The sequence below is a fragment of the Burkholderia aenigmatica genome, from assembly GCF_902499175.1.
Lineage (GTDB): Bacteria > Pseudomonadota > Gammaproteobacteria > Burkholderiales > Burkholderiaceae > Burkholderia > Burkholderia aenigmatica.
In genome coordinates this window covers 66,685-89,282 of record NZ_CABVQC010000029.1, presented here as the reverse complement: position 1 = coordinate 89,282, position 22,598 = coordinate 66,685, and the positions used below count along the sequence as shown (strand labels likewise).

Here is a 22,598-nt window from a genome sequence, read left to right as displayed (position 1 = left end):
GATCGCTGCATTGAAGCATCTGCACACGATCGACCCGAAGAGAACGATCAGGAGACAGGCATGACCAACAGGCAGTCGGCAGCATTGGCCCGCGCGGCGCGCGCGCGCCCCGCATCAGTCCATCGAATCGCCTCGTGCGCCCGTTGCGGCGCGGCAGGCAAGCCCGCGTCGGAGGGCTGACCATGTCGACCCCTTCCATCGAACGTGCCGCGAGCGGCTTCGCCGGCGGCCGGTCGAACGATACGCGTTACGACCCGACCTACGATCCGCTCGTGTCGCCGGGGCCCGGGTGCGGCAAGCAGTACGCGCCGACCTACTGGGTCGCGACGGCCGGCACCCCGCCGCCCGACGACGGCCCCGTCACGCGCGATCTCGATGTCGATGTCGCGATCATCGGCGCCGGCTACACGGGCCTCGCAACGGCGCTGTGCCTTGCTCGGGACCACGGCATCAAGGCCGTCGTGCTCGAAGCCAACCGCACGAGCTGGGGCTGCAGCAGCCGCAACGGCGGGCAGGGGCAGAACGCGTCGGGCCGGCTGTCGCGCTCGCAGTGGATCGAGCGCTGGGGCAAGGACGTCGCGCTGAAGATGCACGACGAGATCCTCGAAGGCTTCGACAACTTCAAGTCGCTGGTGTCGGAAATCGACTGCGATCCGCAGCCGGGCGGCCATTTCCTGATCGCGCATCGTCCGCGCATCATGGCGAAGCTCGCGGCCGAGGCGAAGGTGTGGAAGGACGTGTTCGGCTATCCGTCGGAACTGCTGAGCGCGGAAACCTTCCGCCGCGAATTCATCAACGACCACGAGGCAGCCGGCGCGCTGCACGAGCCGGAAGGCATCGGCATCCATGCGCTGAAGCTCGCGTTCGGCTACCTGCGCCTCGCGCGCGAAGCCGGCGCGAAGGTGCATACGAGCAGCCCGGTGCTCGGCTTCGAGACGATCGACGGCGTGCATCACCTGCGCACGCCGGGCGGCGTCGTGCGGGCCCGCGCGGTCGGCATCGCGACCGGCGCGTACACCGCGCAGACGCTGCATCCGTCGCTGCGTAGCAAGGTGATGCCGATCCTGTCGAACTCGATGGTCACGCGCCCGCTCACCGACGCGGAGATCGACGCGTGCAATTTCCGCACGACGCAGGTGCTGACCGATACGCGTACGCTGCGCTTCTACTACCGGTTCCTGCCCGATCGTCGCTTGCAGATCGGCAGCCGCAGCGCAATCACCGGTGACGACGCGCCGAATCCGCGTCACTTCGAATTGCTGAAGGAAGGGATGGCGCGCAAGTTTCCCGCGCTGCGCGGCGTACAGATCGATTATTCGTGGTGGGGCTGGGTCGACGTCAGCCACGACATGATGCCGCGCGTGTGCCAGCCCGACCCGCGGCAGTCGGTGTACTACGCGCTCGGCTACGGCGGCAACGGCGTGTCGTACTCGCAGCAGGCCGGCCGCCGGCTGGCCGAGCAGATCGCGGGGAAGGGCGCACGCCAGACGCTGCCGATCTTCACGTCGCCGCTGCCTGGCCACCCGTTCGCGCCATTCCGGCGCATCGGGCAGCGGATGCTCTACCTGTCGTACTTCAGGAACGACGAAAAGCCCTGAACGATGTGCACCTCGCCCGGCGTGATGCAACGCGCCGGGCCGTCCAACACAAGAAAAGCAACAGAAATCCGTGCGGCCGGGGCTGCAGGCGCCCCTGCACGCGCCGTCGCCGGCGGCGCCCGTGCTCACCCGACGGTGGCGTGCGGGCGGCGTCCGGACAACTGGATATGGAGAAGACATGCAACCCTCGAACCAGAGTGACCTGAAGTGTGGGCTCAAGCAGCGCCACATGACGATGATTGCGCTTGGCGGCGTGATCGGTGCCGGGCTGTTCGTCGGCAGCGGTGTGGTGATTCAGCAGACCGGGCCGGCCGCGATCCTGTCGTTCCTGATCACGGGCGGGCTCGTCGTGCTCGTGATGCGGATGCTCGGCGAGATGGCCTGCGCGATGCCGGCCGTCGGTTCGTTCTACGAATACGCGCGGCTCGCGTTCGGCAACTGGCGCGGGCCCGGCAAGATGGCGGGCTTCCTGACCGGCTGGATGTACTGGTATTTCTGGGTGATCGTCGTCGCGCTCGAAGCGGTGGCCGGCGCCAAGCTGATCCAGTTCTGGCTGCCCGATACCCCCGCGTGGATCATCAGCCTCGCGCTGCTGGTCGTGCTGACGCTCACGAACCTGATCTCGGTCGGCAGCTACGGCGAGTTCGAGTTCTGGTTCTCGTCGATCAAGGTCGGCGCGATCGTCGTGTTCCTGTTCCTCGGCGGCCTGTACGTGCTCGGCCTGTGGCCTGCGTCGATGCACACCACGTCCGTGCTGCCGACGCTGCTCGGCCACGGCGGCTTCATGCCGCTCGGCATCGGGCCGGTGATGAGCGGGGCGGTCGCGGCCACCGGCTTCTACTTCGGCGCGGAAATCGTCACGATCGCGGCGGCCGAGGCCAAGGAGCCGGCGAAAGCGGTCGCGAAGGCCACCAATTCGGTGATCACGCGTGTGCTGGTGTTCTACGTCGGCTCGGTGGCCCTCGTCGTCGCGCTGGTACCGTGGAATTCGCATCAGATGGCCACGCCGTATGTGAGCGCACTCGAAGTGATGGGCCTGCCGGCCGCTGCCAACGTGATGAACGCGATCGTGCTGACGGCGGTGCTGTCCGCGCTCAACTCGGGGCTCTATGCGGCGTCGCGGATGCTGTTCGCGCTGACCCGCCACGGTGACGCGCCGGCCGCGCTCGCGAAGGTCAACAAGCGCGGGGTGCCGGTGCGCGCGATCCTGCTCGGCACGGTGTTCGGCTACGTGTCGGTGGTGATGTCGTACGTGTCGCCCGATACCGTGTTCGCATTCCTCGTCAATTCGTACGGCACCGTCGCGCTGTTCGTGTACGTGCTGATCGCGTTCTCGCAACTGCGCCTGCGCAAGCGTCTCGACCCGGTGGCCGCCAGCAAGCTGCGCGTCAAGATGTGGGCATACCCGTACCTCACCTGGGTTGCGATCGTCGGCATGGTCGGCATCCTCGTCGCGATGGCGTTCATCCCGGATCAGCGCAAGCCGCTGTGGCTCGGCGTCGCCAGCCTGGGCGTGCTGGTCGTCGCCTACGGGCTGACGCGCCGTAGCCGCCGCGAGCATCTCGACGACAGCGAACTGCTCGCCTATCCGCCGCGGTAATGCGCGGGCACGCATGACACCGAAGGCCCGGCCCACAAGCCGGGCCTTCGCGCATGCGGCTTCTCGCCCGAGCCGATGGATGGCCGGGGCAACTATCGGGCCGACTGATAGCACCGATCAGAGGATGCGACTTTATGTCGGCCGCGTGCCGGCATAGCATGGATGAACCGATTCACGGGTGCGCCCCTGCGGGGCGCACCCTCATCCGCGAACGAGGACAGACGATGGAACATCGGGCACGCGAGCGCGACGAGCAGGCCGAGATCAAGACGACGACGTGCTACATGTGCGCGTGCCGCTGCGGCATCCGCGTGCACCTGCGCGACGGCGAGGTGCGCTACATCGACGGCAATCCCGCGCATCCGCTGAACCAGGGCGTCATCTGCGCGAAAGGTTCGTCGGGAATCATGAAGCAGTATTCGCCCGCGCGGCTCACGCAGCCGCTGATGCGCAAGCCGGGCGCCGAGCGCGGCGACGCGCAGTTCGAGCCGGTGTCGTGGGAGGTCGCGTTCGACGTGCTCGAAAAGCGCCTCGCGCACCTGCGCGCCACCGACCCGAAGCGCTTCGCGCTGTTTACGGGCCGCGACCAGATGCAGGCGCTCACCGGCCTGTTCGCGAAACAGTTCGGTACGCCGAACTATGCGGCGCACGGCGGGTTCTGCTCGGCGAACATGGCGGCCGGGATGATCTACACGATCGGCGGCTCGTTCTGGGAATTCGGCGGCCCCGATCTCGACAATGCGAAGCTGTTCTTCATGATCGGCACTGCGGAAGACCACCATTCGAATCCGCTGAAGATCGCGCTCGGCAAGTTCAAGCGCGCGGGCGGCCGCTTCATCGCGATCAATCCGGTGCGTACCGGCTACGCGGCGATTGCCGACGAATGGATTCCGATTCGCCCCGGCACCGACGGCGCGCTGTTCATGGCGCTGATGCACGAGCTGATCGCGCGCGATGCGTTCGACCTCGAATTCGTGTCGCGTTTCACGAACGCGGCCGAGCTGGTCGATCAGCGCGACGGTGCCGACACGTTCGGGCTGTTCGTGCGTGACGCCGGCGCGCCGGAGGTCAACGCGCTGTATCCGCAGAACCGGATGTGGTGGGACACGAAGACGAACCGCGCGGTGCTGCATCACACGGACGGCGCGGAGCCTGCGCTCGACGGCCGCTATACGCTCGACGACGGTACGCCCGTCGCGCCGTCGTTCACGCTGCTGCGCGAACAGGTGGCCGAGTGCACACCCGAATGGGCGGCCGACATCACCGGCATCGCGGCCGACACGATCCGCCGCCTCGCCCGCGAGATGGAGACGGTCGCGCGCGAGCACACGATCGAGCTGCCGGTGCGCTGGACCGATTCGTGGGGCAAGGAGCACGCCTCGGTGAAGGGCGTGCCGATCGCGTTCCATGCGATGCGCGGGCTCGCCGCGCATTCGAACGGCTTCCAGACGATCCGCGCGCTCGCCGTGCTGATGTCGCTGCTCGGCACGATCGACCGGCCAGGCGGCTTCCGGCACAAGGCGCCGTATCCGCGCGCGGTGCCGCCGTCGGCGAAACCGCCGAACGACCCGGCGCAGATCAAGCCGAACACGCCGCTCGCCACCGGCCCGCTCGGCTGGCCGGCGGGCCCCGAGGATTTGTTCGTCCATCCGGACGGCACGCCCGCGCGGCTCGACAAGGCGTTCTCGTGGGAATACCCGCTGGCAGTGCACGGGCTGATGCATTCGGTGATCACCAATGCGTGGCGCGGCGATCCCTATCCGATCGACACGCTGCTGATCTTCATGGCCAACATGGCGTGGAATTCGTCGATGAACACGACGGAAGTGCGCAAGATGCTGGTCGACAAGCGCGACGACGGCGAATACCGGATTCCGTTCCTCGTCGTATGCGATGCGTTTGCGTCGGAGATGACGGCGTTCGCCGACCTGATCCTCCCTGACACGACCTACCTCGAACGGCACGACGTGATGTCGGTGCTCGACCGGCCGATCTCCGAATTCGACGGGCCGGTCGACTCGGTGCGCGTGCCCGTGGTGCCGCCGACCGGTGAATGCAAGCCGTTCCAGGAGGTGCTGATCGAGCTTGCGAGCCGGCTGAAGTTTCCCGCCTTCACGACCGCGGACGGGCAGCGCAAGTACCGCGACTATCCGGATTTCGTCGTCAACTTCCAGACCGCGCCCGATTCGGGCACCGGTTTCCTGATCGGCTGGCGTGGCAAGGACGGCGACAAGGCCGTCGTCGGCGAGCCGAACCCCGACCAGTGGAAGCGCTACGCGGAGAACAACTGCGTGTATCACCACCGGCTGCCGGAGCCGCTGCAGTACATGCGCAACTGCAATGGCCCGTACATGCAATGGGCGGTCGACAACGGGATGCGCAAGTTCGGCGTGCCGATCGTGATCCAGCTCTACTCGGACGTGATGCAGAAATTCCGGCTCGCCGCGCAGGGCCGCACGTCGGGCCGCCAGCCGCCCGACCATCTGCGCGAGCGCATCGCGCGCTATTTCGATCCGCTGCCGTTCTGGCATCGCTCGCTCGAGAGCGGGCTGACCGATGCGGGCCGCTATCCGCTCGCGGCGATCACGCAGCGGCCGATGGCGATGTATCACTCGTGGGATTCGCAGAACGCGTGGCTGCGGCAGATCCACGGCGAGAACCACCTGTTCGTGAACCCCGTGACGGCCGCCGCGCAACAGATCGACGACGGCGCGTGGATCTACGTCGAATCGCCGTGGGGCAAGGTGCGGTGCCGCGCGCGCTACAGCGAGGCGGTCGAACCCGGCACCGTGTGGACGTGGAACGCGATCGGCAAGGCGGCCGGCGCGTGGAACCTCGGGCCGCAAGCGGGCGAGTCGCAGCGCGGCTTCCTGTTGAACCACGTGATTACCGATGAGCTGCCGGATGCGGCGCGCGACGGCGCACGCATGTCGAATTCCGATCCGGTGACGGGGCAGGCCGGCTGGTACGACGTGCAAGTGCGGATCTATCCGGCCGAAGCCGATGCGGCGACGACCTTGCCGCAGTTCGCGCCGATGCCGGCGCTGCCGGGCACGCCGCGCGTGCTGCAGCGCGTGCAGGCGTATTTCGCGGGAACCGGCGCATTCGCCGCGCGGCTGCGGCGCGCGACGTCGGCCGGCCCGCAGTCTGACGACCGCTGATCGAAGGAGCGCAACCATGACCCAGATGGCCCTCGTCATCGACCTGAACGTATGCGTCGGCTGCCATGCCTGCGTGACGAGCTGCAAGGAATGGAACACGTCGGGCGAAGCCGGCAGTCTCGCCGACATGCGCCCGTACGACGACGATCCGTCCGGCACGTTCTTCAATCGCGTGCAAACCTACGAAGCGGGCGTGTTCCCGATGACCGACACGATCCACTTCCCGAAATCGTGCCTGCACTGCGAGGATCCGCCGTGCGTGCCTGTCTGTCCGACCGGCGCGAGCTACAAGCGCAAGTCGGACGGCATCGTGCTGGTCGACTACGACAAGTGCATCGGCTGCAAGTATTGCGCGTGGGCGTGCCCGTACGGCGCACGCGAGCTCGACGAGGGCCGCAAGGAGATGACGAAGTGCACGCTGTGCGCGGACCGCATCGACAACGAGGCGTTGCCCGAACGCGACCGGAAACCGGCCTGCGTGCTCGCGTGCCCGACGTCGGCGCGGCTGTTCGGCGACGTGCACGATCCCGAGTCGGATGTGTCGCGCGCGATCCGAGAACGCGGCGGTTATCAGCTGATGCCCGAATGGGGCACGCGGCCGTCGAACCATTACCTGCCGCGCGTGAAGACCGAAGCGTCGTGCGGTTGCGGGAGTAGCGGCGGGTGTGGCAGCGGGTCGGTCGGTGTCGATGAAGACGAGTCGTTTGAAGGCCGTGCGGCGCGTGGCGACATCAATCTCGTGTCGCTCGCGACGCAGCGCTGAGCGCGAAGCCCTTCACTCATACGAAAAAACGGAGTCCCCATGCGTCCAGCCTTTTCGGTCGTTTTTCTCACCACGCTGTGCGGCGCCGCACAGGGCCTGTTGCTGACGCTCGTGATCGTCGAGGCGCTCGCGCGGCTGGCCGGCATCGACGTGGCCGCCGCGTTCTACGTGACGGGCGCGGCGCTGTCGGTCGCGCTCGGCGTGCTCGGCCTGTTCGCGTCGTTCTTCCATCTCGGCCACCCCGAACGCGCATGGCGCGCGATCGCGATGTGGCGCACGTCGTGGCTGTCGCGTGAATGCATCGCACTGCCGGTGTTTCTCGCGTGCGCATTCGCGTATGGCGCGGCACACCTGTTCGGCTGGCCCGGCACGTTGCTGATCGGCGCGGCGGGCGCGCTCGCGAGCGTCGCGCTGTTCGTGTGTACCGCGATGATCTACGCGTGCCTGCGCTTCCTGCAGGAATGGGCGAGCCCACTGACGCTCGTGAACTTCGTGCTGCTCGGTTGCGCGTCGGGTTGCACGCTGGCGACGGCCTGCGCCGCGTGGCTCGCGCCGGCGCAGGTCGGCCGGCTCGCCGTGGCCGCGTGCGTGCTGACGCTCGCGGGCTGTGTCACACGGCTCGCGTCGCTCGCACGCAATGCGCGGTTGCGGCCGAAGTCGACCGTGCAGAGCGCGACCGGGATCCGCAATGCGAAGGTCGAACAGAAGTCGCGCGGCTTCACCGCCAGTGCGTTCAATACGCGGGAGTTCTTTCACGGGCAGGGCAACGGCACGCTGCGCGCGGTGAAGGCGGGCTTCCTGATCGGCGCATTCGCGGTGCCGTTCGTGCTGACCGGGGCGGGCGCGCTCGCGCCGACGTCGGTCGCGGCGGCCGTCGCGCTCGGCGCGGCGTTCGTGATCCAGTATGCGGGGCTGGTTGCGGAACGCTGGTTCTTCTTCGCGGATGCGCGGCATCCGCAGAACATCTACTACCAGCGCGCGTCGTGACGTTGCGTGCGCGCGTTCACGCCGTGCGGGAACTAGAACGTTGCCGCGAGCGCGCGAGCCGCTTCCTGCAGGCGCGGCACGTGGTCGAGCAGTCGCGACAGCGGGGCGCGCGACACGGGCGCATGCACGGCGACCGCGGCGATACACGCGCCGTCGTCGCCGACGATCGGGGCCGCGATGCACACGATGCCCGCGACGAATTCCTCGTTGTCGATCGCGACGCCCTTGTGTGCGGTGCGGTCGAGTTCGGCTTCGAGCAGTTCGGGATCCGAGATCGTGTTCGGGGTGTAGCGCGGCAGTGCCAGCGCGCGCACCAGCGCGGCGCGTTCGTCGCGCGGCAGCAGCGCGAGCAGCAGCTTGCCGCTGGCGCTGCAGTGCGCGGGCACGCGCGAGCCGGGTTTCAGGTCGAGCCGCAACGGCCAGTCGGCCTCGACGCGGTCGAGATAGACGACTTCAGTGTCGTGCAGCGCGGTCAGGTTGCAGGTTTCGCCGAGATCGGTGACGAGCCGTTCGAGGATCGCGTGGCGCAGCCGGCGCGCGCCCGCATGCAGCATCACGCCGGTGCCGAGCCGCGCGAGGCGCGGGCCGATCGCATACGCGTTCTTGCGGCCCGGCTCGCGGATCACGAGGCCGCCGGCTTCGAGCGACGCGAGCATCCGGTGCAGCGACGCCTTCGGGATATCGACATCACGCGCGAGATCGGCGAGCGACACGGCATCGCCGGCCTGGACGAGATGTTCGAGCAGCGCGAAGGCGCGCAGCGTGGGCGTATCCACGGGCAGCATGGCAGGCGTTCCGGAAACTGGACTGCGGCCATTGTACCGAACGGCCCGGCAGGCTAGCCGCACGGGGCCGGGATCGATGGAATCCGGCACGCATTTTCGGCAACGGAACGAATCGTTCCGTAAACACGACTGACGCGGGCACGACGATCGACGTCCGCGCAATACGCAACGACAGGAGCGCAACGCAATGGATGGGGTGGCGAACAAGCCGGACTGCATGGTGTCGGTCCGCGAACGGTTCGGGTTCGAATCGGACCTGATGGTGCCCGCGTTCAGCGCGCGCGACGATCACGTGCCCGATATCGACGACGCGTACCGTTTCAACCCGGACGTCACGCTCGCGATCCTCGCGGGGTTCGCGCGCAATCGCCGCGTGCTCGTGCAGGGGATGCACGGCACCGGCAAGTCGACGCATATCGAGCAGGTCGCGGCACGGCTGAACTGGCCGTGCGTGCGCGTGAACCTCGACGGCCACATCAGCCGCCTCGACCTCGTCGGCAAGGATGCGATCGTCGTGCGCGACGACGTGCAGGTGACCGAATTCCAGGAAGGGATCGTGCCGTGGGCGCTGCAGCGTCCGGTCGCGCTGATCTTCGACGAATACGACGCGGGGCGGCCGGACGTGATGTTCGTGATCCAGCGGATTCTCGAACGCGACGGCAAGTTCACGCTGCTCGACCAGAACCGTGTGATCCACCCGCATCCGTCGTTCCGGCTGTTCGCGACCGCGAACACGGTCGGGCTCGGCAACCTGAACGGGCTCTATCACGGCACGCAGATGCTCAACCATGCGCAGATGGATCGCTGGAACGTCGTCGCGACGCTCGACTACCTGCCGCGCGACGAGGAGATCGGCATCGTGCGCGCGCGCGTGCCGGAACTCGCGGACGAAGCCGGCCGCCCGCTGCTCGAATCGATGGTGAGCCTCGCGGAACTGACGCGCAACGGCTTCGCGACCGGCGACCTGTCGACGCTGATGTCGCCGCGCACGGTGATCAACTGGGCCGAGAACTGCCAGATCTTCCGCGATCCGGCGCTCGCGTTCCGGCTCACGTTCCTGAACAAATGCGACGACGCGGAGCGGCCGGTCGTCGCCGAGTATTACCAGCGCTGCTTTGGCGAGGAGCTGGCGGTCGCGTCGCGTGCCGGCGGCGGCGGCGAGCCGGGAGCGGGGCGGTGAGCACCGATCGGGACGCCGCGCGCCGCGCATCGGCGCGCGAAGCGCTGGGCGCGTCGACCGTGCGCGCGCTGACGCGTGACGCGGCGCTGCATTACCGTGCGGGCCGCGTGTGCCGCGACCTGCGGCCGCTGCCGATCCATGCGCCGCACCTGCGCGCGCAGGCGGCCGACGACGATCTCGCGTCGTGGCGCGGTGCGGCCGACGGTGCTGCGCTACGCATCCTGCATTCGGATGCCGACCTGCATCGCGTGTTGTCCGGCGACGACCCGGTCGAACGCGTGCTGTTCGAAATGCTCGAGCAACTGCGCTGCGAATCGCTGGCGCCATCCGCCATGCGCGGTGTCGTGCAGAACCTGCGCCATCGCTTCGAAACTTGGTCGCGCGCGTTCCACCGGTCGGGGCAGGCCGATACGCATGTCGGGATCCTCGTGTACACGGTCGCGCAGATCGCCTGGTCGCGGCTGACGGGCTGGCCGGTGCTCGAAGAAACGGAAGACCTGATCGAAGCGTCGCGCGCGGCGATCGTGCCCGAGATCGGCGTACAGCTCGCGGGGCTCAAGCGGTGCCGGCACGATCAGCGCGCATTCGCGGAACACGCGCTGGCGCTCGCGAAGCGCATTGCTGCGATGATCCGCGACGCGCGGGCGGCCGTCGTGGAAACGGAGACGGAAGACGCGAGAGAGCAGGACGACGCACTGACGAATTTCTCGCTCTGGGTCGACTTCGACGATACAGGCATCGACCTTCCTGCACTCGTAGAGACGGGCGACAGCGTCGTGCTGCAGGGCAGTGATGCCGTCTACCGTGCATATACGACGCGTTACGACCGCGAGCTCCGGCCGGCCGCGCAGATCCGCGCGGCCCTGCTGCGCGAGTACCGCGACCGGCTCGATGGCCAGGTCGCCGCGCAGCGGATCAACGTCACGCGGCTCGCGCGCGTGCTGCGCGCGGCGCTCGTCGTGCCGCAGGCCGACGGCTGGTCGTTCGGCGAGGAGCACGGCCGCCTCGATGGCCGCCGGCTCGCGCAACTCGTCAGCTCGCCGGCCGAACGGCGGCTGTTCCGGCTCGAACGCGTGCGGCCGCATGCCGACTGCGCGCTCGCGTTCCTGATCGACTGCTCGGGGTCGATGAAGACGTGGATCGACGGCGTTGCGCTGATGGTCGATACGCTGGCCCGCGCGGGCGACGCCGCCGGCCTTGCGACCGAAGTGCTGGGCTTCACGACGCTCGCCTGGAATGGTGGCCGCGCGCGGCAGGACTGGCTCGCGCGCGGCAAGCCGCGCCATCCGGGACGGCTCAACGAAACCGGCCATCTGGTGTTCAAGGACGCGGACACGCGCTGGCGGCATGCGCGCACGGGCATTGCCGCGCTGTTCAAGGCCGATCTGTTCCGTGAGGGGGTGGACGGCGAAGCGGTCGAGTGGGCGTGCGCGCGGCTCGCGGTGCGGCCGGAGGCGCGCAAGATCCTCGTCGTGATCTCGGACGGCAGCCCGATGGACGGCGCGACGGCGCTCGCGAACGATCCGTTCTATCTCGACAACCATCTGAAACAGGTGGTCGCGCGCCAGGAAGCGGCGGGCCGTGTCGAAGTGCTCGGGCTCGGCGTCGGGCTCGATCTCGGCCCGTATTACCGGCACCGGCTCGCGATCGATCTTGCGTCGGCGCCGGACATGAAGCGGCTCGTCGAGATCGCCGCATGGATCGGCGCGCGGCGGTGAAGCGGGCGACTGCATTCGACGCGGACGCGGTGAACGTGTACGCGTCGACTCCGAATCGATTGCCGGGAACAGGGTGGGTCGACGCGGCGCACGCCGCGCGACATCAAGCGCGATGCAGCAGCGGCGGCAGCGACGTCGCAATCAACCCGATGCCGATCGCCATCAACACACCGAACGCGAGCCGGCGCAACGCGACCGGCGACAGCGGCGGCGGGTAGTGACGCGCGGCGACCGTCGTCAGCATCACAACAGGCGTCGCGATCGCGGCCAGCACCCAGATGTCGCGATCGAGCTGGCCTTCGCATGCGCTGTACAGCACGCGCGTGGCCGAGGTCGTCGTGAACAGCACGATCAGCGCGCAGCGGATCTGCACGAGCGTCAGCGGCTGCCGGTAGAACTGGAAGATCAGCGGCGGGCCCGACACGCCGAACATCCCGCTCAGCAAGCCGCCGAACAGGCCGCTGACGAAGAAGCTGCGGTTGTCCGAGCGCTCGGTGAGCGGTGCCGGGCGCAGCGCCGCGCTCAGGCCGCCGTACAGCACGACCACGCCGAGAATGAGCTGCAGCAGGTCGGCCGCCGAGCGGCTCAGGCATTCGAGCAGCAGCACGCCCGCGACGACCGACGGCAGGATGCCGAGCGTCGCCGCACCCACCGCGCGCCAGTCGATGTGATGCAGCCGGCCAGGCAGCGCGGTCGCGCCGTTCGCGAGCGACACGACGCTCATCAGCGTCGCGACGGTGGCGAGCGGCGCGAGCCCGAAGCCGCTCGTCGCGCCCATCACGATCATCCCGAGCCCGAAGCCGGTGACGGTCTGGAAATAGCTGCCGGCGCCGATCACCGCGATCAGGATCGCGAGTTTGTCGGCTGTCATGCGTGTGCGGCCTCGCCGGTCGCGGCGCGCTGCGCGGCCGCCTGCGCCTGCACGGTGGTCGCCGCGATCACGTGATACACGTCGTCGGCGCTGCAGCCGCGCGACAGGTCGTTCGCGGGCCGGCGCAGCCCCTGCAGCAGCGGGCCGACGGCCTTCGCGCGGCCGATCCGCTCGGCGAGCTTGTAGCCGATGTTGCCGGCTTCGAGGCTCGGGAACACGAGTACGTTCGCGTGGCCGCCCACCTGCGAGTGCGCGATCTTGCGCTCGGCGATTTCCGCGACGATCGCCGCGTCGAGCTGCACGTCGCCGTCGATCGCGAGCGCGGGGCGCCGTTCGCGCACCTGCGCGGTCGCGGCGGTCACCTTGTCGACCGCCGCGTGATGCGCGCTGCCGCTCGTCGAGAACGACAGCATCGCGACACGCGGCTCCTCGCCGAGCAGCGCGCGCGCGCTGTCGGCGGCGGCCATCGCGATCTCGGCGAGCTGATCGGCATCCGGATCGACGACCAGCGCGCAGTCGGAGAAGATCAGTCCACCCTTGATCGTGTGAAACGGTTCGCACAGCATCATCAGGAAGAAGCTCGACACGATCCGGAACGCGGGATCGACACCGATCAGCTGGATCGCTGCGCGCACGACGTCGGCCGTCGCATGCACGGCGCCCGCGACCGAGCCGTCCGCATCGCCGAGCCGCACCATCAGGTTCGCGTGGCAGAGCGGGTCGAGTACCGCGTCGCGCGCGGCATCGGCCGTCATGCCCTTGCTCTTGCGCAGCGCATGCAGCGTGTCGGCATAGGCATCGCGTTGCGGAGCGGTGGCCGGATCGACGAGCGTCATGCCGTCAAGATCGATCGCGTCGCGCGCGGCCGCCGCGTGGATCGCCGCACGGTTGCCGACGAGCACGATGCGGGCGATGCCGTCGCGTGTTGCGCGTGCAGCGGCCTGCAGCACGCGCGGATCGTCGGCTTCGCACAGCGCGATGCGCATCGGCTGGCGGCGCGCGGAGTCGAGAATGCGGTCGAGGGCTTTCATCGTTCGCTCGGGTAGGAAAGGAAAAACGGCCGGATGCGGCGGCCCGCACGGGGCACGGCGTCCGGCCGGAAGGCCGGTCGCGCGAGAGGGGCGCGCGACCGGCAACGGGTGCGTCAGCGACGCGGCGTTACACGTAGTCCTTGTACTTGTCGAGCATGCGAACCGGCTTCGACAGCGCATCGCGACGGAACGGATCGCCGAGTTCACGCGTGCACATGATCTCGATGATCGTCGTCTTGCCTTCGTTCATCTGCATGTCGATGGCGCGCTTGAGCGCCGGGCCGACGTCTTCGAGGCGGTCGACCGTGATCCCTTCGGCACCCATCGCTCGCGCGATCGCCGCGAAGCTCTGGTTGTCGAGTTCACCTGCGACGAAGCGGCGGTTGTAGAAGTCGACCTGGTTCTTCTTCTCCGCACCCCACTGGCGGTTGTGGAACACAACGGCCGTCACCGGGATGTTGTGGCGCACGCAGGTCATCGTTTCCATCAGGCTCATGCCCCACGCGCCATCGCCCGCATACGACACGGCCGGGCGGTGCGGTGCGGCGACCTTCGCGCCGATGATCGTCGGGAACGCATAGCCGCAGTTGCCCCAGCTCATCGCCGCGAAGAAGCTGCGCGGCTTGTTGAAGCGCAGGTAGCTGTTCGCGACCGAGTTGATGTTGCCGATGTCGGTCGACACCATCACGTCGTCGGGCATCGCCTTCTCGAGCTCGCGCAGCACCTGGCGCGGATGCAGATACTGGCCGCCGCTGAACGGCTTCTCGTGCTTCTGCTCCTCGATCATGTCGAGGCTGTACGCGTCGCGCTCGTGCGTCCAGTCGTCGAGTTCCTTTTCCCACGCAGCCTTCTCGGTCGCGATCTGGTCAGCGCGATCGCCGCGCGAGCCGTCGCACGCGAGCGTGCGGCCTTCGAGGCGTTGCGTGAGCGCGATCGCCGCGGCCTTCGCATCGCCGCAGATGCCGACCGAGATCTTCTTCACGAGGCCGAGCATCTTGTGGTCGGCGTCGATCTGGATGATCTTCGCGTCCTTCGGCCAGTAGTCCATCCCGTGCTGCGGCAGCGTGCCGAACGGCCCGAGGCGCGAGCCCAGCGCGATCACGACGTCGGCGCGCGACAGCAGCTTCATCGCGGCCTTCGAGCCCTGGTAGCCGAGCGGGCCGCACCACAGCGGATGGTTCGCCGGGAACGAGTCGTTGTGCAGGTAGCTGTTGACGACCGGCGCGCCGAGCCGTTCGGCGAGCGCCTTGCATTCCTCGATCGCGTCGGCCATCACGACACCGCCGCCCGAGATGATCACCGGGAACTTCGCCTGCGCGATCAGTGCGGCCGCGTCGTCCAGGCTCTGTTCGCCGCCGGCGCCGCGGTCGAGCCGGCGCGGTTGCGGAATCTCGACCTTGACCTTGCCGTAGAAGTAGTCGCGCGGGATGTTCAGTTGCGTCGGACCCATCTCGGCCTGCGCGCGGTCGAAGCAGCGCGCGGTGAATTCGGCCATCCGCGCCGGGTGCGTGACGTGGCCCTGGTACTTCGTGAATTCCTGGAACATCGGCAGCTGGTTCGCTTCCTGGAAGCCGCCAAGGCCGATGCCCATCGTGCCGGCTTCCGGCGTGACGATCACGACCGGGCTATGTGCCCAGTACGCGGCCGCGATCGCGGTCACGCAGTTGCTGATGCCGGGGCCGTTCTGGCCGATCACGACGCCGTGGCGGCCCGACACGCGCGCATAACCGTCGGCCATGTGGCCCGCGCCCTGTTCGTGCACGACCGGGATCAGCCGGATGCCGGCCGGCGCGAAGATGTCCATCGCATCCATGAACGCGGAGCCCATGATGCCGAACATGTCGGTCACGCCGTTGGCCGCGAGGGTCTCGACGAAGGCTTCGGACGGCGTCATGTCCTGCGGACCGTTCGCCGATGCACGCAGGGAAGTGGATTGTTCGTTCATGGGTTGTCTCCGATTGTTCAATTAACGGAACGTCTTGTTCCAGATGCTATTTGCTGGGGAAAGCCGGTCAAGTCATTCCGCCCGCTGGCGGGGAATGTGGAATGAAATGAAATGATTCGTTTCAAAATGCGGTCAGGGGCGGTGGCCCGGGTAGCGCGCGAGGTGCGCGCTCAGGCCGGCTGTTTCGGCCGTTCCTTGCGGAAGGCGCGCTTGACGGCGATCAGTCCGTCGCGGAATTCGAACAGGTCGCAGCCTTCGGCCTCGATGCGCCAGCCTTCGGCGTGCGTGCCGGTGAACACCCACTCGGAGACGCCGCGCTCGCCCGTGACGGTGTGGCGGCCGTGACCCCAGTGCGCGTCGGGGAAGGTCTTGAACACGGCTTCGAACGCGGCGCGTACCGCGTCGCGGCCGACGAAGCGCGTGCCGTGGATGTCGGGGCCGCCGGCCGCGTCGAATACGCAGTCCTCGGTCATGAAGCCCATCAACGCGTTGGCGTCGTGCCGGTTGAATGCGTCGGAAAATGCCGCGAGCGTGGCGGCCGTGACGGGGGCGGCGGTGAGCGTGTCTGCCATAACGTGTCTCCTGTCGAATGGTGGGCGGTGCGCAAGGCGCTGGCGCGCATGCGGCACACGGTATCGACACGTTAGTGAGCGCTCGTTTTTGGCGGTAGCGCCAGTCGGGAGGATTCGGTTGGGCCAGGGTGCGTGACCGGCTGGCGCGACGCGTTCAGGCGCTCGGTTTCTGCGCCCGCACGCATTGCGCGAGCGCCCGCACCCCCGGCTCGATCCGCTCGAGCGGGATCGCGGAAAACCCCATCCGGAAGTATCGACGCGCATTGCTGTCGTCGTTCATGAAGAACACGCCGCCCGGCTCGATCAGAATGCCGGCCTCCTGCGCGTCTACTGCGAGCCGAGCAGCATCGAGCCACGGCGGCCCCTCGACCCAGCACGATGCGCCGCCCGTCACCCGCACGTACCGCGCTTCCGGCAGATGCGCATCGAGCGCGGCCATCAACGCCTGCGAGCGCTCGCTGTACGCATGCGCGAGCCGGCGCAGCAGCGCGTCGTGATGGCCGAGCGCGAGAAAGGTCGCGAACGCCCGCTGGATATACGCAACCGGATGGCGCACCATCAGCCGCCGCAGCGCGCGCAACTCGCGGATCAGCTCGCGCGGCCCGACCACGTAGCCGAGCCGCAGCCCCGGCGCGAACGTCTTCGACAGGCTGCCGACATAGATCACGCGGTCGGCCGTGTCGAGGCTCTTCAACGCCGGATGCGGCGTGCCCGAGAACGTGTTTTCGCTCTCGTAGTCGTCCTCGATGATCACGAAATCGTGCTGCTGCGCGTAATCGAGCAGCGCGCGGCGGCGTTCGATCGGCATCGTCGCGGTGGTCGGGCACTGGTGGCTCGGCGTCACGTACACGTAGTCGCAGCGCGCGAGCGTATCGCCGAGCGAGTCGGGTGCGATGCCGTGGCCGTCGACCGGCAGCGGCAGCAGCCGCGCGTTGCGGTTCTCGAAGATGTTGCGCGCGTCCGGATAGCCGGGGTTCTCGAAACCGACCGTCGTGTGCTTGCCGCACAGCAGGTCCGCGATCAGGTACAGCGCCTGCTGGCAGCCGTTCGTGACGACGATCTCGTCGGGCATCGCGAACACGCCGCGCCGCGGCAGCACGCGCGTGCGGATCTGCTGGATCAGCGATTCGTCGTCGCGTTCGATCAGGTCGGGCGCCCAGTTGCGGATCTCCATCACCGACAGCGCCTTCAGGCAGCATTCGCGCCAGTCGTTGGTCGGAAACAGCGATTGGTCGAACTGCCCGTAGATGAACGGAAATTCGTAGTGCTGCCAGTTCGCGGGCTTCACGATGTTGCGCTGCCTCGACGGCGGATGCGTGATGCGTTTCTCCCAGGCGGGGCGTCCGGGCACGTCGTCGCCACCGGCGGGCACGGTGCCGGCCCGGACCAACGCGAAGCCGGGCACGCCTTCGAGCATCTTCGGGTTCACGAAGTGCCCGCTGCGTTCGCGCGAGATCAGGTAGCCCTCCTCGACGAGCATCTGGTACGCGAGCACGACGGTGTTGCGTGCGACGCCGAGCTGGTCGGCGAGCTCGCGGCTCGACGGCAACGCGGCATCGGGGGCGAGCTGGCCGTCGAGGATCGCGGCCACGAGCATCCGCCGGATCTGGTCTTGCAGGCTCGACGCCGACGACCGCCGGAACTGCTGGGCCCATAAGGCGGTCGGGGTACGACTCGACATGCTTCCTCCTGTGATCGGTACGGGAAACGCGAGGCGGTGCACGTGGTGTGCACGTGGCCCGCGAGAGGCGCGGTGTCGCGAGAATACGCGCGTCGCGCCGCGGATGTGGACTCAATGAAATGTGTCGTCTGGCACTACTGCGCGCCGACGTGGCAAGACGATACTCAACTCGTCGCGCCCGGACGATCCGGATAACTCCCCGGTACGCGGGCGCAGGAGGGCGTGCGCGTATCGCGTTCGCCTGCAGCGTGATGCAAAGGAGGGAGACGCCATGCACGTCGTCGTGTTCAGGGATCGCCGCGAGCGCGTGATCCGCATCGTGTTCGACGATGCACGTGCGACAGCAGTCGCGTATCGCGACGACGAGGCGATCGGAGCACTCGACCTCGACGACGACGGTGGCGATGCCGTGCGATCGCCGTCGCTCACGCGGCTATACGTCGAACCTGCGTACCGGCGCAGCGGCATCGCGCACACGCTGCTGGCGTGCGCGTCGCGCGAATTCGGGCAGCCGATTCGCATCGACGCCGGCGCGCGTGAATGGCCCGATACGCCGGCGTGGTCGACGCTGTGCCGCTGCCTCGAATACGAAGGATTGATCGTGGTGCGCCAGGCCGCGCTGCGGTAACCGAAAGCGTGGCCACGATCACGCTGCATCAAGACGGAGACGACATGAGCACGGTCCTGAAGCCGATTCCCGCATCCGACGTGCGGCACGAAGCGTTGCGCATCGACGGGCAGCGCGTGTGGCGCGACGCAGTGATCGACGTGCGCAACCCGTACGACGGCTCGCTGGTCGGCACTGTGCCGAAGGCGACGCTGGACGACGTGCGGCGCGCGTTCGCGACCGCACGTGCGTACCGGCCGACGCTCACGCGCCACGATCGCGCGGCGATCCTGCGCCGCGCGGCCGATATCGTGCGCTCGCGCACGGCCGAGATTGCAGCGCTGATCACGGCCGAGGCAGGGTTGTGCATCAAGGATTCGACGTATGAGGCCGGCCGCGTCGCCGACGTGCTGACGTTCGGCGCCGGTGAAGTGCTGAAGGACGACGGGCAGATCTTCTCGTGCGACCTGACACCGCACGGCAAGAAGCGCCGCGTGTACACGCAGCGCGACCCGCTGCTCGGCGTGATCTCGGCGATCACGCCGTTCAACCACCCGATGAACCAGGTCGCGCACAAGATCGTGCCATCGGTCGCGACCAACAACCGGATCGTCGTGAAGCCGTCGGAGAAGGTGCCGCTGTCGTGCTACCTGTTCGCGGACATCCTGTACGAAGCCGGCCTGCCGCCGCAGATGCTGCAGGTGCTCACCGGCGACCCGAAGGAGATTGCCGACGAGCTGATCACGAACCCGGCGATCGACCTCATCACGTTCACCGGCGGCGTATCGATCGGCAAGTCGATCGCGTCGCGGATGGGCTACCGGCGCGCGGTGCTCGAGCTTGGCGGCAACGATCCGATCATCGTGATGGAAGACGCCGATCTCGACGAAGCGAGCACGCTCGCGGTGTCGGGTTCGTACAAGAACTCGGGGCAGCGCTGCACCGCGATCAAACGGATGCTCGTGCACGAGTCGGTGGCCGATCGCTTCACGGAGCTGGTGGTCGAGAAGACGCGTGCGTGGTCGTACGGCAATCCGGCCGATCCGTCGGTCGACATGGGCACGGTGATCGACGAGGCAGCCGCGAAGTTCTGCGAGCAGCAGGTGAACGACGCGATCGCGCGCGGTGCGCGGCTGCTGGTCGGCAACGTCCGCGACGGCGCGCTGTATTCGCCGACGGTGATCGATCGCGTGACACCCGACATGCCGCTCGTGAAGTACGAGACGTTCGGCCCGGTTTCGCCGATCATGCGTTTCCGCGACATCGACGAAGCGATCCGGATGTCGAACAGTACCGACTATGCGCTGTCGTCGTCGGTCTGCACGAACCGCTTCGACAACATTACGCGCTTCATCACCGAGCTGGAAGTCGGCAGCGTGAACGTGCGCGAAGTACCAGGCTACCGGCTCGAAGTGACGCCGTTCGGCGGCATGAAGGATTCGGGGCTGGGGTACAAGGAGGGCGTGCAGGAAGCGATGAAGAGCTTCACGAACGTGAAGACGTATTCGCTGCCGTGGTGAGCGAGGCGGGGAGGGGCGTGCCACGCCCTCCCGCCGCCAATAGCGTTACTGATAGAAGTTGAGCGTGACCATGGCCGAGCGGCCCGGCGCCCATGTTGCGTAGATCGGATACGCGCTCGCGTAATACTTCTTGTCGAACAGGTTCTGCACGTTCAGTTGAACGTCCATCGTCTTGTTCACGCGCCACGTTGCGGCCGCGTCGAAGCGCGCGTAGCCGGGCGTCCATTTCTTCGTCGTCGCGGATACCGACGCATAGGTCTGGCTCATCACCGTCGCACCGGCGCCGAGCGTGAGCTTCGGCATCACGTCGTAGCTCGTCCACAGCGTGAAGTTGTGCTTCGGCACCATCACCATCGGCAGGCCCGATGCGCCCGGGCTGCCGGGGCCCGCGTCGGTCGTGATCGCGTTCAGGTACGAGTAGCCGCCGAACACGTGCCACTTCCGCGTCAGGTTGCCCGCGAAACCGAATTCGAAGCCGCGCACGCGCTGCTTGCCCGCGTTGACCGTGTGACCGAGGCCGTCGCTGACACGCGCGTTGGTCTTCTCGGTCTGGAACAGTGCCGACGTCAGCGACAGCTGGTCCTGCAGCACGTCCCACTTCGCGCCGATCTCGATGTTGCGCGAGCGCTCGGGGGCGAGGTCCTGGTTCGTCGCAGTGATCTGGTCGGTGCCGCCGCCGAGGCCGCCGTTCGACCCCGGCGGGTTCGACGACGTGCCGTACGACGCATACAGGCTCACGTTGGTCACCGGCTTGAACACGAGGCCGAACTGGTAGCTGAACAGGTTCGACGTGTTCGACAGGTCGGCCACGCCGGCCTGCTTGCCGGTCGTGTCGTAGCGGTCGAAGCGCAGCCCCGTGTTGAACTGCCAGCGCTCCGACAGCTTCACGGTATCGAAGATGTACGCGGACACCGTGTCGGTGCGCGTGTTCGTCGTCGGGCCGGGGAAGCCCTTGTCGCCGTTCAGCACGACGCTGCCGGTCCACGGCATGTTCGGGTTCCAGCCGCCCGCGAGCGGCGTGCAGTTGCCGGCCACCGAGCAGGGGCCGCCCGAGCGGATGTTATTGCCGGCCGAATCCGACACGAGGTAGCCCTCGTAGCGCGCCTGTTCATGGCTGAACTCGACGCCGGCCGTCATCGTGTGCTTCATGCCGAACAGGCTGGCGCTGCCGGTCACTTCGGTCTGGTTCGAGAAGCCGTTGAGCGCGTACTTGCCGCTCTTCGCCTGCAGGCCCAGCATGTTCGGGTTCGACGCGAGGATCTGCGGATTCGTCGCGACGTAGTCGAGCGTCGAGCGGCCGAACATCGTCGTGTTCTTCAGTTTCCAGTCGTCGTTGATCTTGTGCTCGACCCGCACCTGGGCGGTGTCGGTCTGCCCGTAGCGGTAGTCGCGCGTGTTCAGCCCGAAGAACTGCCCGCGATCGGTCGGCACCGGCGTGCCGCCCGTCGAACGGAACGGCACGCTGAAGTCCGGCATGTCGTACGAGTTCATGTGGTAGTAGCTGACCGTGACCGTGGTCGGCGTGTTCAGCCCGAACACGATCGACGGCGCGACGCCCCAGCGCTTGTTGTACACGTCGTTGCGGCCGGCCTGGTTCGCGTCGTGGCCCATCACGTTCAGGCGCACGGCCGTCGTGTCGTTGATCTTGCGGTTCGCGTCGACCGTCGCGCGTTTGTAACCGTCGGTGCCGAAGCCGATGCTGCTGTTGATGAAGTCGTCGTTCTTCGGCGTCTTCGTGACGATGTCGATGCTGCCGCCCACCGAGCCGCGGCCCGCGTAGACCGAATCGGGGCCCTTGATCACGCTGATCTGCTCGACCGCGAAGGTCTCGCGGTTCTGCAGCCCCGAGTCGCGCATGCCGTCGACGAAGATCGAGTTGCGCGATTCGAAGCCGCGGATTACCGGGCGATCGGCCGACGGGTTCGCGGCCGCATCGCCGCCGAGGAACGTGATGCCCGGTACCGAGCGCAGCGCGTCCGCGAACGACGTGACGTTCTTTTCCTTGATCAGTTGCTCGGGGATCACCGTGACCGAGCGCGGCGTATCGAGCAGCGGCGCGGTGAACTTGTACGACGGCGAGCGCTTCACCTGCATGTCCGACAGCGCGGACGACTGGACCGCGATCGTCGGCAGCGTCGCCGGCACGTCGGCGGACGGGGCCGGCTGGTCGGCGGCGGCGGGAGCAGGGGCGGTTTCGGCGGAAGCGAGCAGCGGCGTCAGGAACACGGAGCAGGTCAGCGCCGATACGAGGGCGCGAGGCCTCGTTTTGAACTGGGCGGGCATATCGGGAAGCAACGGAAGATTCGGTGAACGGGTGCGTTTTCTCGATGCCGGCCGGGCAGGCGAGGGGCATCGGAAACGTCAATGTAAATGCGTATGATTCGCGTTAACTATCGCAATTGTACGGATTAGCACCAAATATGTAAACGATTGAATGGTTTTTGTACTAATACGGTCAGGTTTTCGTGGGGGCGCGATTGCCTTTGCGTCGCGTGCAACACGGCTTTCCATGACCTGACCGGCGCGCGGCGGCGGCGACTCGATACACTGCCGTACCGGTTGGACGGGCCCCGGCAAGC

The 22,598-nt window shown here is 67.6% G+C and carries 16 protein-coding genes; 9 read left to right on the top strand and 7 right to left on the bottom strand.

All coding sequences use genetic code 11. The annotated features are described in order from the left end of the window. The first annotated feature begins 182 nt into the window (after nucleotides 1-182). The 5 genes from BDO18943_RS21480 (at nucleotide 183) to BDO18943_RS21460 (ending at nucleotide 8,109) form a co-directional block, all read left to right on the top strand. Nucleotides 183-1,598, top strand: coding sequence for an NAD(P)/FAD-dependent oxidoreductase (locus tag BDO18943_RS21480; RefSeq protein ID WP_175023945.1), 1,416 nt, complete (start codon nucleotides 183-185; stop codon nucleotides 1,596-1,598). A gap of 178 nt (nucleotides 1,599-1,776) precedes the next feature. Beyond that, nucleotides 1,777-3,198: an amino acid permease gene (locus BDO18943_RS21475; protein WP_043179361.1), complete on the top strand. Its 1,422-nt coding sequence runs from the start codon at nucleotides 1,777-1,779 to the stop codon at nucleotides 3,196-3,198. A 224-nt stretch (nucleotides 3,199-3,422) separates the two neighbouring features. Further along, nucleotides 3,423-6,359: a molybdopterin oxidoreductase family protein gene (locus BDO18943_RS21470; protein WP_175023944.1), complete on the top strand. Its 2,937-nt coding sequence runs from the start codon at nucleotides 3,423-3,425 to the stop codon at nucleotides 6,357-6,359. A 16-nt stretch (nucleotides 6,360-6,375) separates the two neighbouring features. Next, a complete protein-coding gene (locus BDO18943_RS21465) occupies nucleotides 6,376-7,122 on the top strand; it encodes a 4Fe-4S dicluster domain-containing protein (protein ID WP_043179359.1) in 747 nt (248 codons plus the stop codon). 39 nt (nucleotides 7,123-7,161) lie between these two features. Next, the gene (locus BDO18943_RS21460; RefSeq protein WP_175023943.1) at nucleotides 7,162-8,109 is read left to right on the top strand and encodes a dimethyl sulfoxide reductase anchor subunit family protein; all 948 of its coding nucleotides are present in this window, start codon (nucleotides 7,162-7,164) and stop codon (nucleotides 8,107-8,109) included. Between the two features lie 32 nt (nucleotides 8,110-8,141). Here BDO18943_RS21460 and BDO18943_RS21455 read toward each other — a convergent pair whose 3' ends face one another. Then, nucleotides 8,142-8,894, bottom strand: a complete 753-nt coding sequence (locus tag BDO18943_RS21455) for an IclR family transcriptional regulator (RefSeq protein WP_175023942.1) — start codon at nucleotides 8,892-8,894, stop codon at nucleotides 8,142-8,144. Nucleotides 8,895-9,081: 187 nt separating this feature from the next. Here BDO18943_RS21455 and BDO18943_RS21450 point away from each other — a divergent pair, with 187 nt between their 5' ends. Both BDO18943_RS21450 and BDO18943_RS21445 read left to right on the top strand, forming a co-directional pair. Continuing rightward, on the top strand, nucleotides 9,082-10,074 hold the full coding sequence (locus BDO18943_RS21450) for an AAA family ATPase (RefSeq protein ID WP_175023941.1): 993 nt from the start codon (nucleotides 9,082-9,084) through the stop codon (nucleotides 10,072-10,074). Further along, on the top strand, nucleotides 10,071-11,792 hold the full coding sequence (locus BDO18943_RS21445) for a cobaltochelatase CobT-related protein (protein WP_175023940.1): 1,722 nt from the start codon (nucleotides 10,071-10,073) through the stop codon (nucleotides 11,790-11,792). Before BDO18943_RS21450 ends, BDO18943_RS21445 begins: the two co-directional genes overlap by 4 nt. 103 nt (nucleotides 11,793-11,895) lie before the next feature. On the opposite strand, the gene BDO18943_RS21440 is transcribed toward BDO18943_RS21445, so the two are convergent. From BDO18943_RS21440 to pdxR, 5 genes are all read right to left on the bottom strand, one after another. Beyond that, nucleotides 11,896-12,663, bottom strand: a complete 768-nt coding sequence (locus tag BDO18943_RS21440) for a sulfite exporter TauE/SafE family protein (RefSeq protein ID WP_175023939.1) — start codon at nucleotides 12,661-12,663, stop codon at nucleotides 11,896-11,898. Further along, nucleotides 12,660-13,694: a phosphate acetyltransferase gene (gene pta, locus BDO18943_RS21435; RefSeq protein ID WP_175023938.1), complete on the bottom strand. Its 1,035-nt coding sequence runs from the start codon at nucleotides 13,692-13,694 to the stop codon at nucleotides 12,660-12,662. Before pta ends, BDO18943_RS21440 begins: the two co-directional genes overlap by 4 nt. 127 nt (nucleotides 13,695-13,821) lie before the next feature. After that, nucleotides 13,822-15,639 (bottom strand): sulfoacetaldehyde acetyltransferase, encoded by a 1,818-nt coding sequence (gene xsc, locus BDO18943_RS21430; RefSeq protein WP_175023937.1) that lies wholly within the window; start codon nucleotides 15,637-15,639, stop codon nucleotides 13,822-13,824. A gap of 170 nt (nucleotides 15,640-15,809) precedes the next feature. After that, nucleotides 15,810-16,211 carry a nuclear transport factor 2 family protein gene (locus tag BDO18943_RS21425; RefSeq protein ID WP_175023936.1) on the bottom strand — a complete coding sequence of 134 codons (402 nt, stop codon included), beginning with the start codon at nucleotides 16,209-16,211 and terminating at the stop codon, nucleotides 15,810-15,812. A gap of 154 nt (nucleotides 16,212-16,365) precedes the next feature. After that, complete coding sequence (gene pdxR, locus BDO18943_RS21420; protein ID WP_175023935.1) at nucleotides 16,366-17,892, bottom strand: MocR-like pyridoxine biosynthesis transcription factor PdxR; 1,527 nt, start codon at nucleotides 17,890-17,892, stop codon at nucleotides 16,366-16,368. A 271-nt stretch (nucleotides 17,893-18,163) separates the two neighbouring features. On the opposite strand from pdxR, the gene BDO18943_RS21415 reads away from it, so the two are divergent. After that, the gene (locus BDO18943_RS21415) at nucleotides 18,164-18,520 is read left to right on the top strand and encodes a GNAT family N-acetyltransferase (protein WP_175023934.1); all 357 of its coding nucleotides are present in this window, start codon (nucleotides 18,164-18,166) and stop codon (nucleotides 18,518-18,520) included. A 44-nt stretch (nucleotides 18,521-18,564) separates the two neighbouring features. Next, nucleotides 18,565-20,019: a phosphonoacetaldehyde dehydrogenase gene (gene phnY / locus BDO18943_RS21410; RefSeq protein WP_175023933.1), complete on the top strand. Its 1,455-nt coding sequence runs from the start codon at nucleotides 18,565-18,567 to the stop codon at nucleotides 20,017-20,019. Between the two features lie 45 nt (nucleotides 20,020-20,064). Here phnY and BDO18943_RS21405 read toward each other — a convergent pair whose 3' ends face one another. Then, nucleotides 20,065-22,302 carry a TonB-dependent receptor gene (locus BDO18943_RS21405; protein WP_175023932.1) on the bottom strand — a complete coding sequence of 746 codons (2,238 nt, stop codon included), beginning with the start codon at nucleotides 22,300-22,302 and terminating at the stop codon, nucleotides 20,065-20,067. Nucleotides 22,303-22,598: the final 296 nt, after the last annotated feature.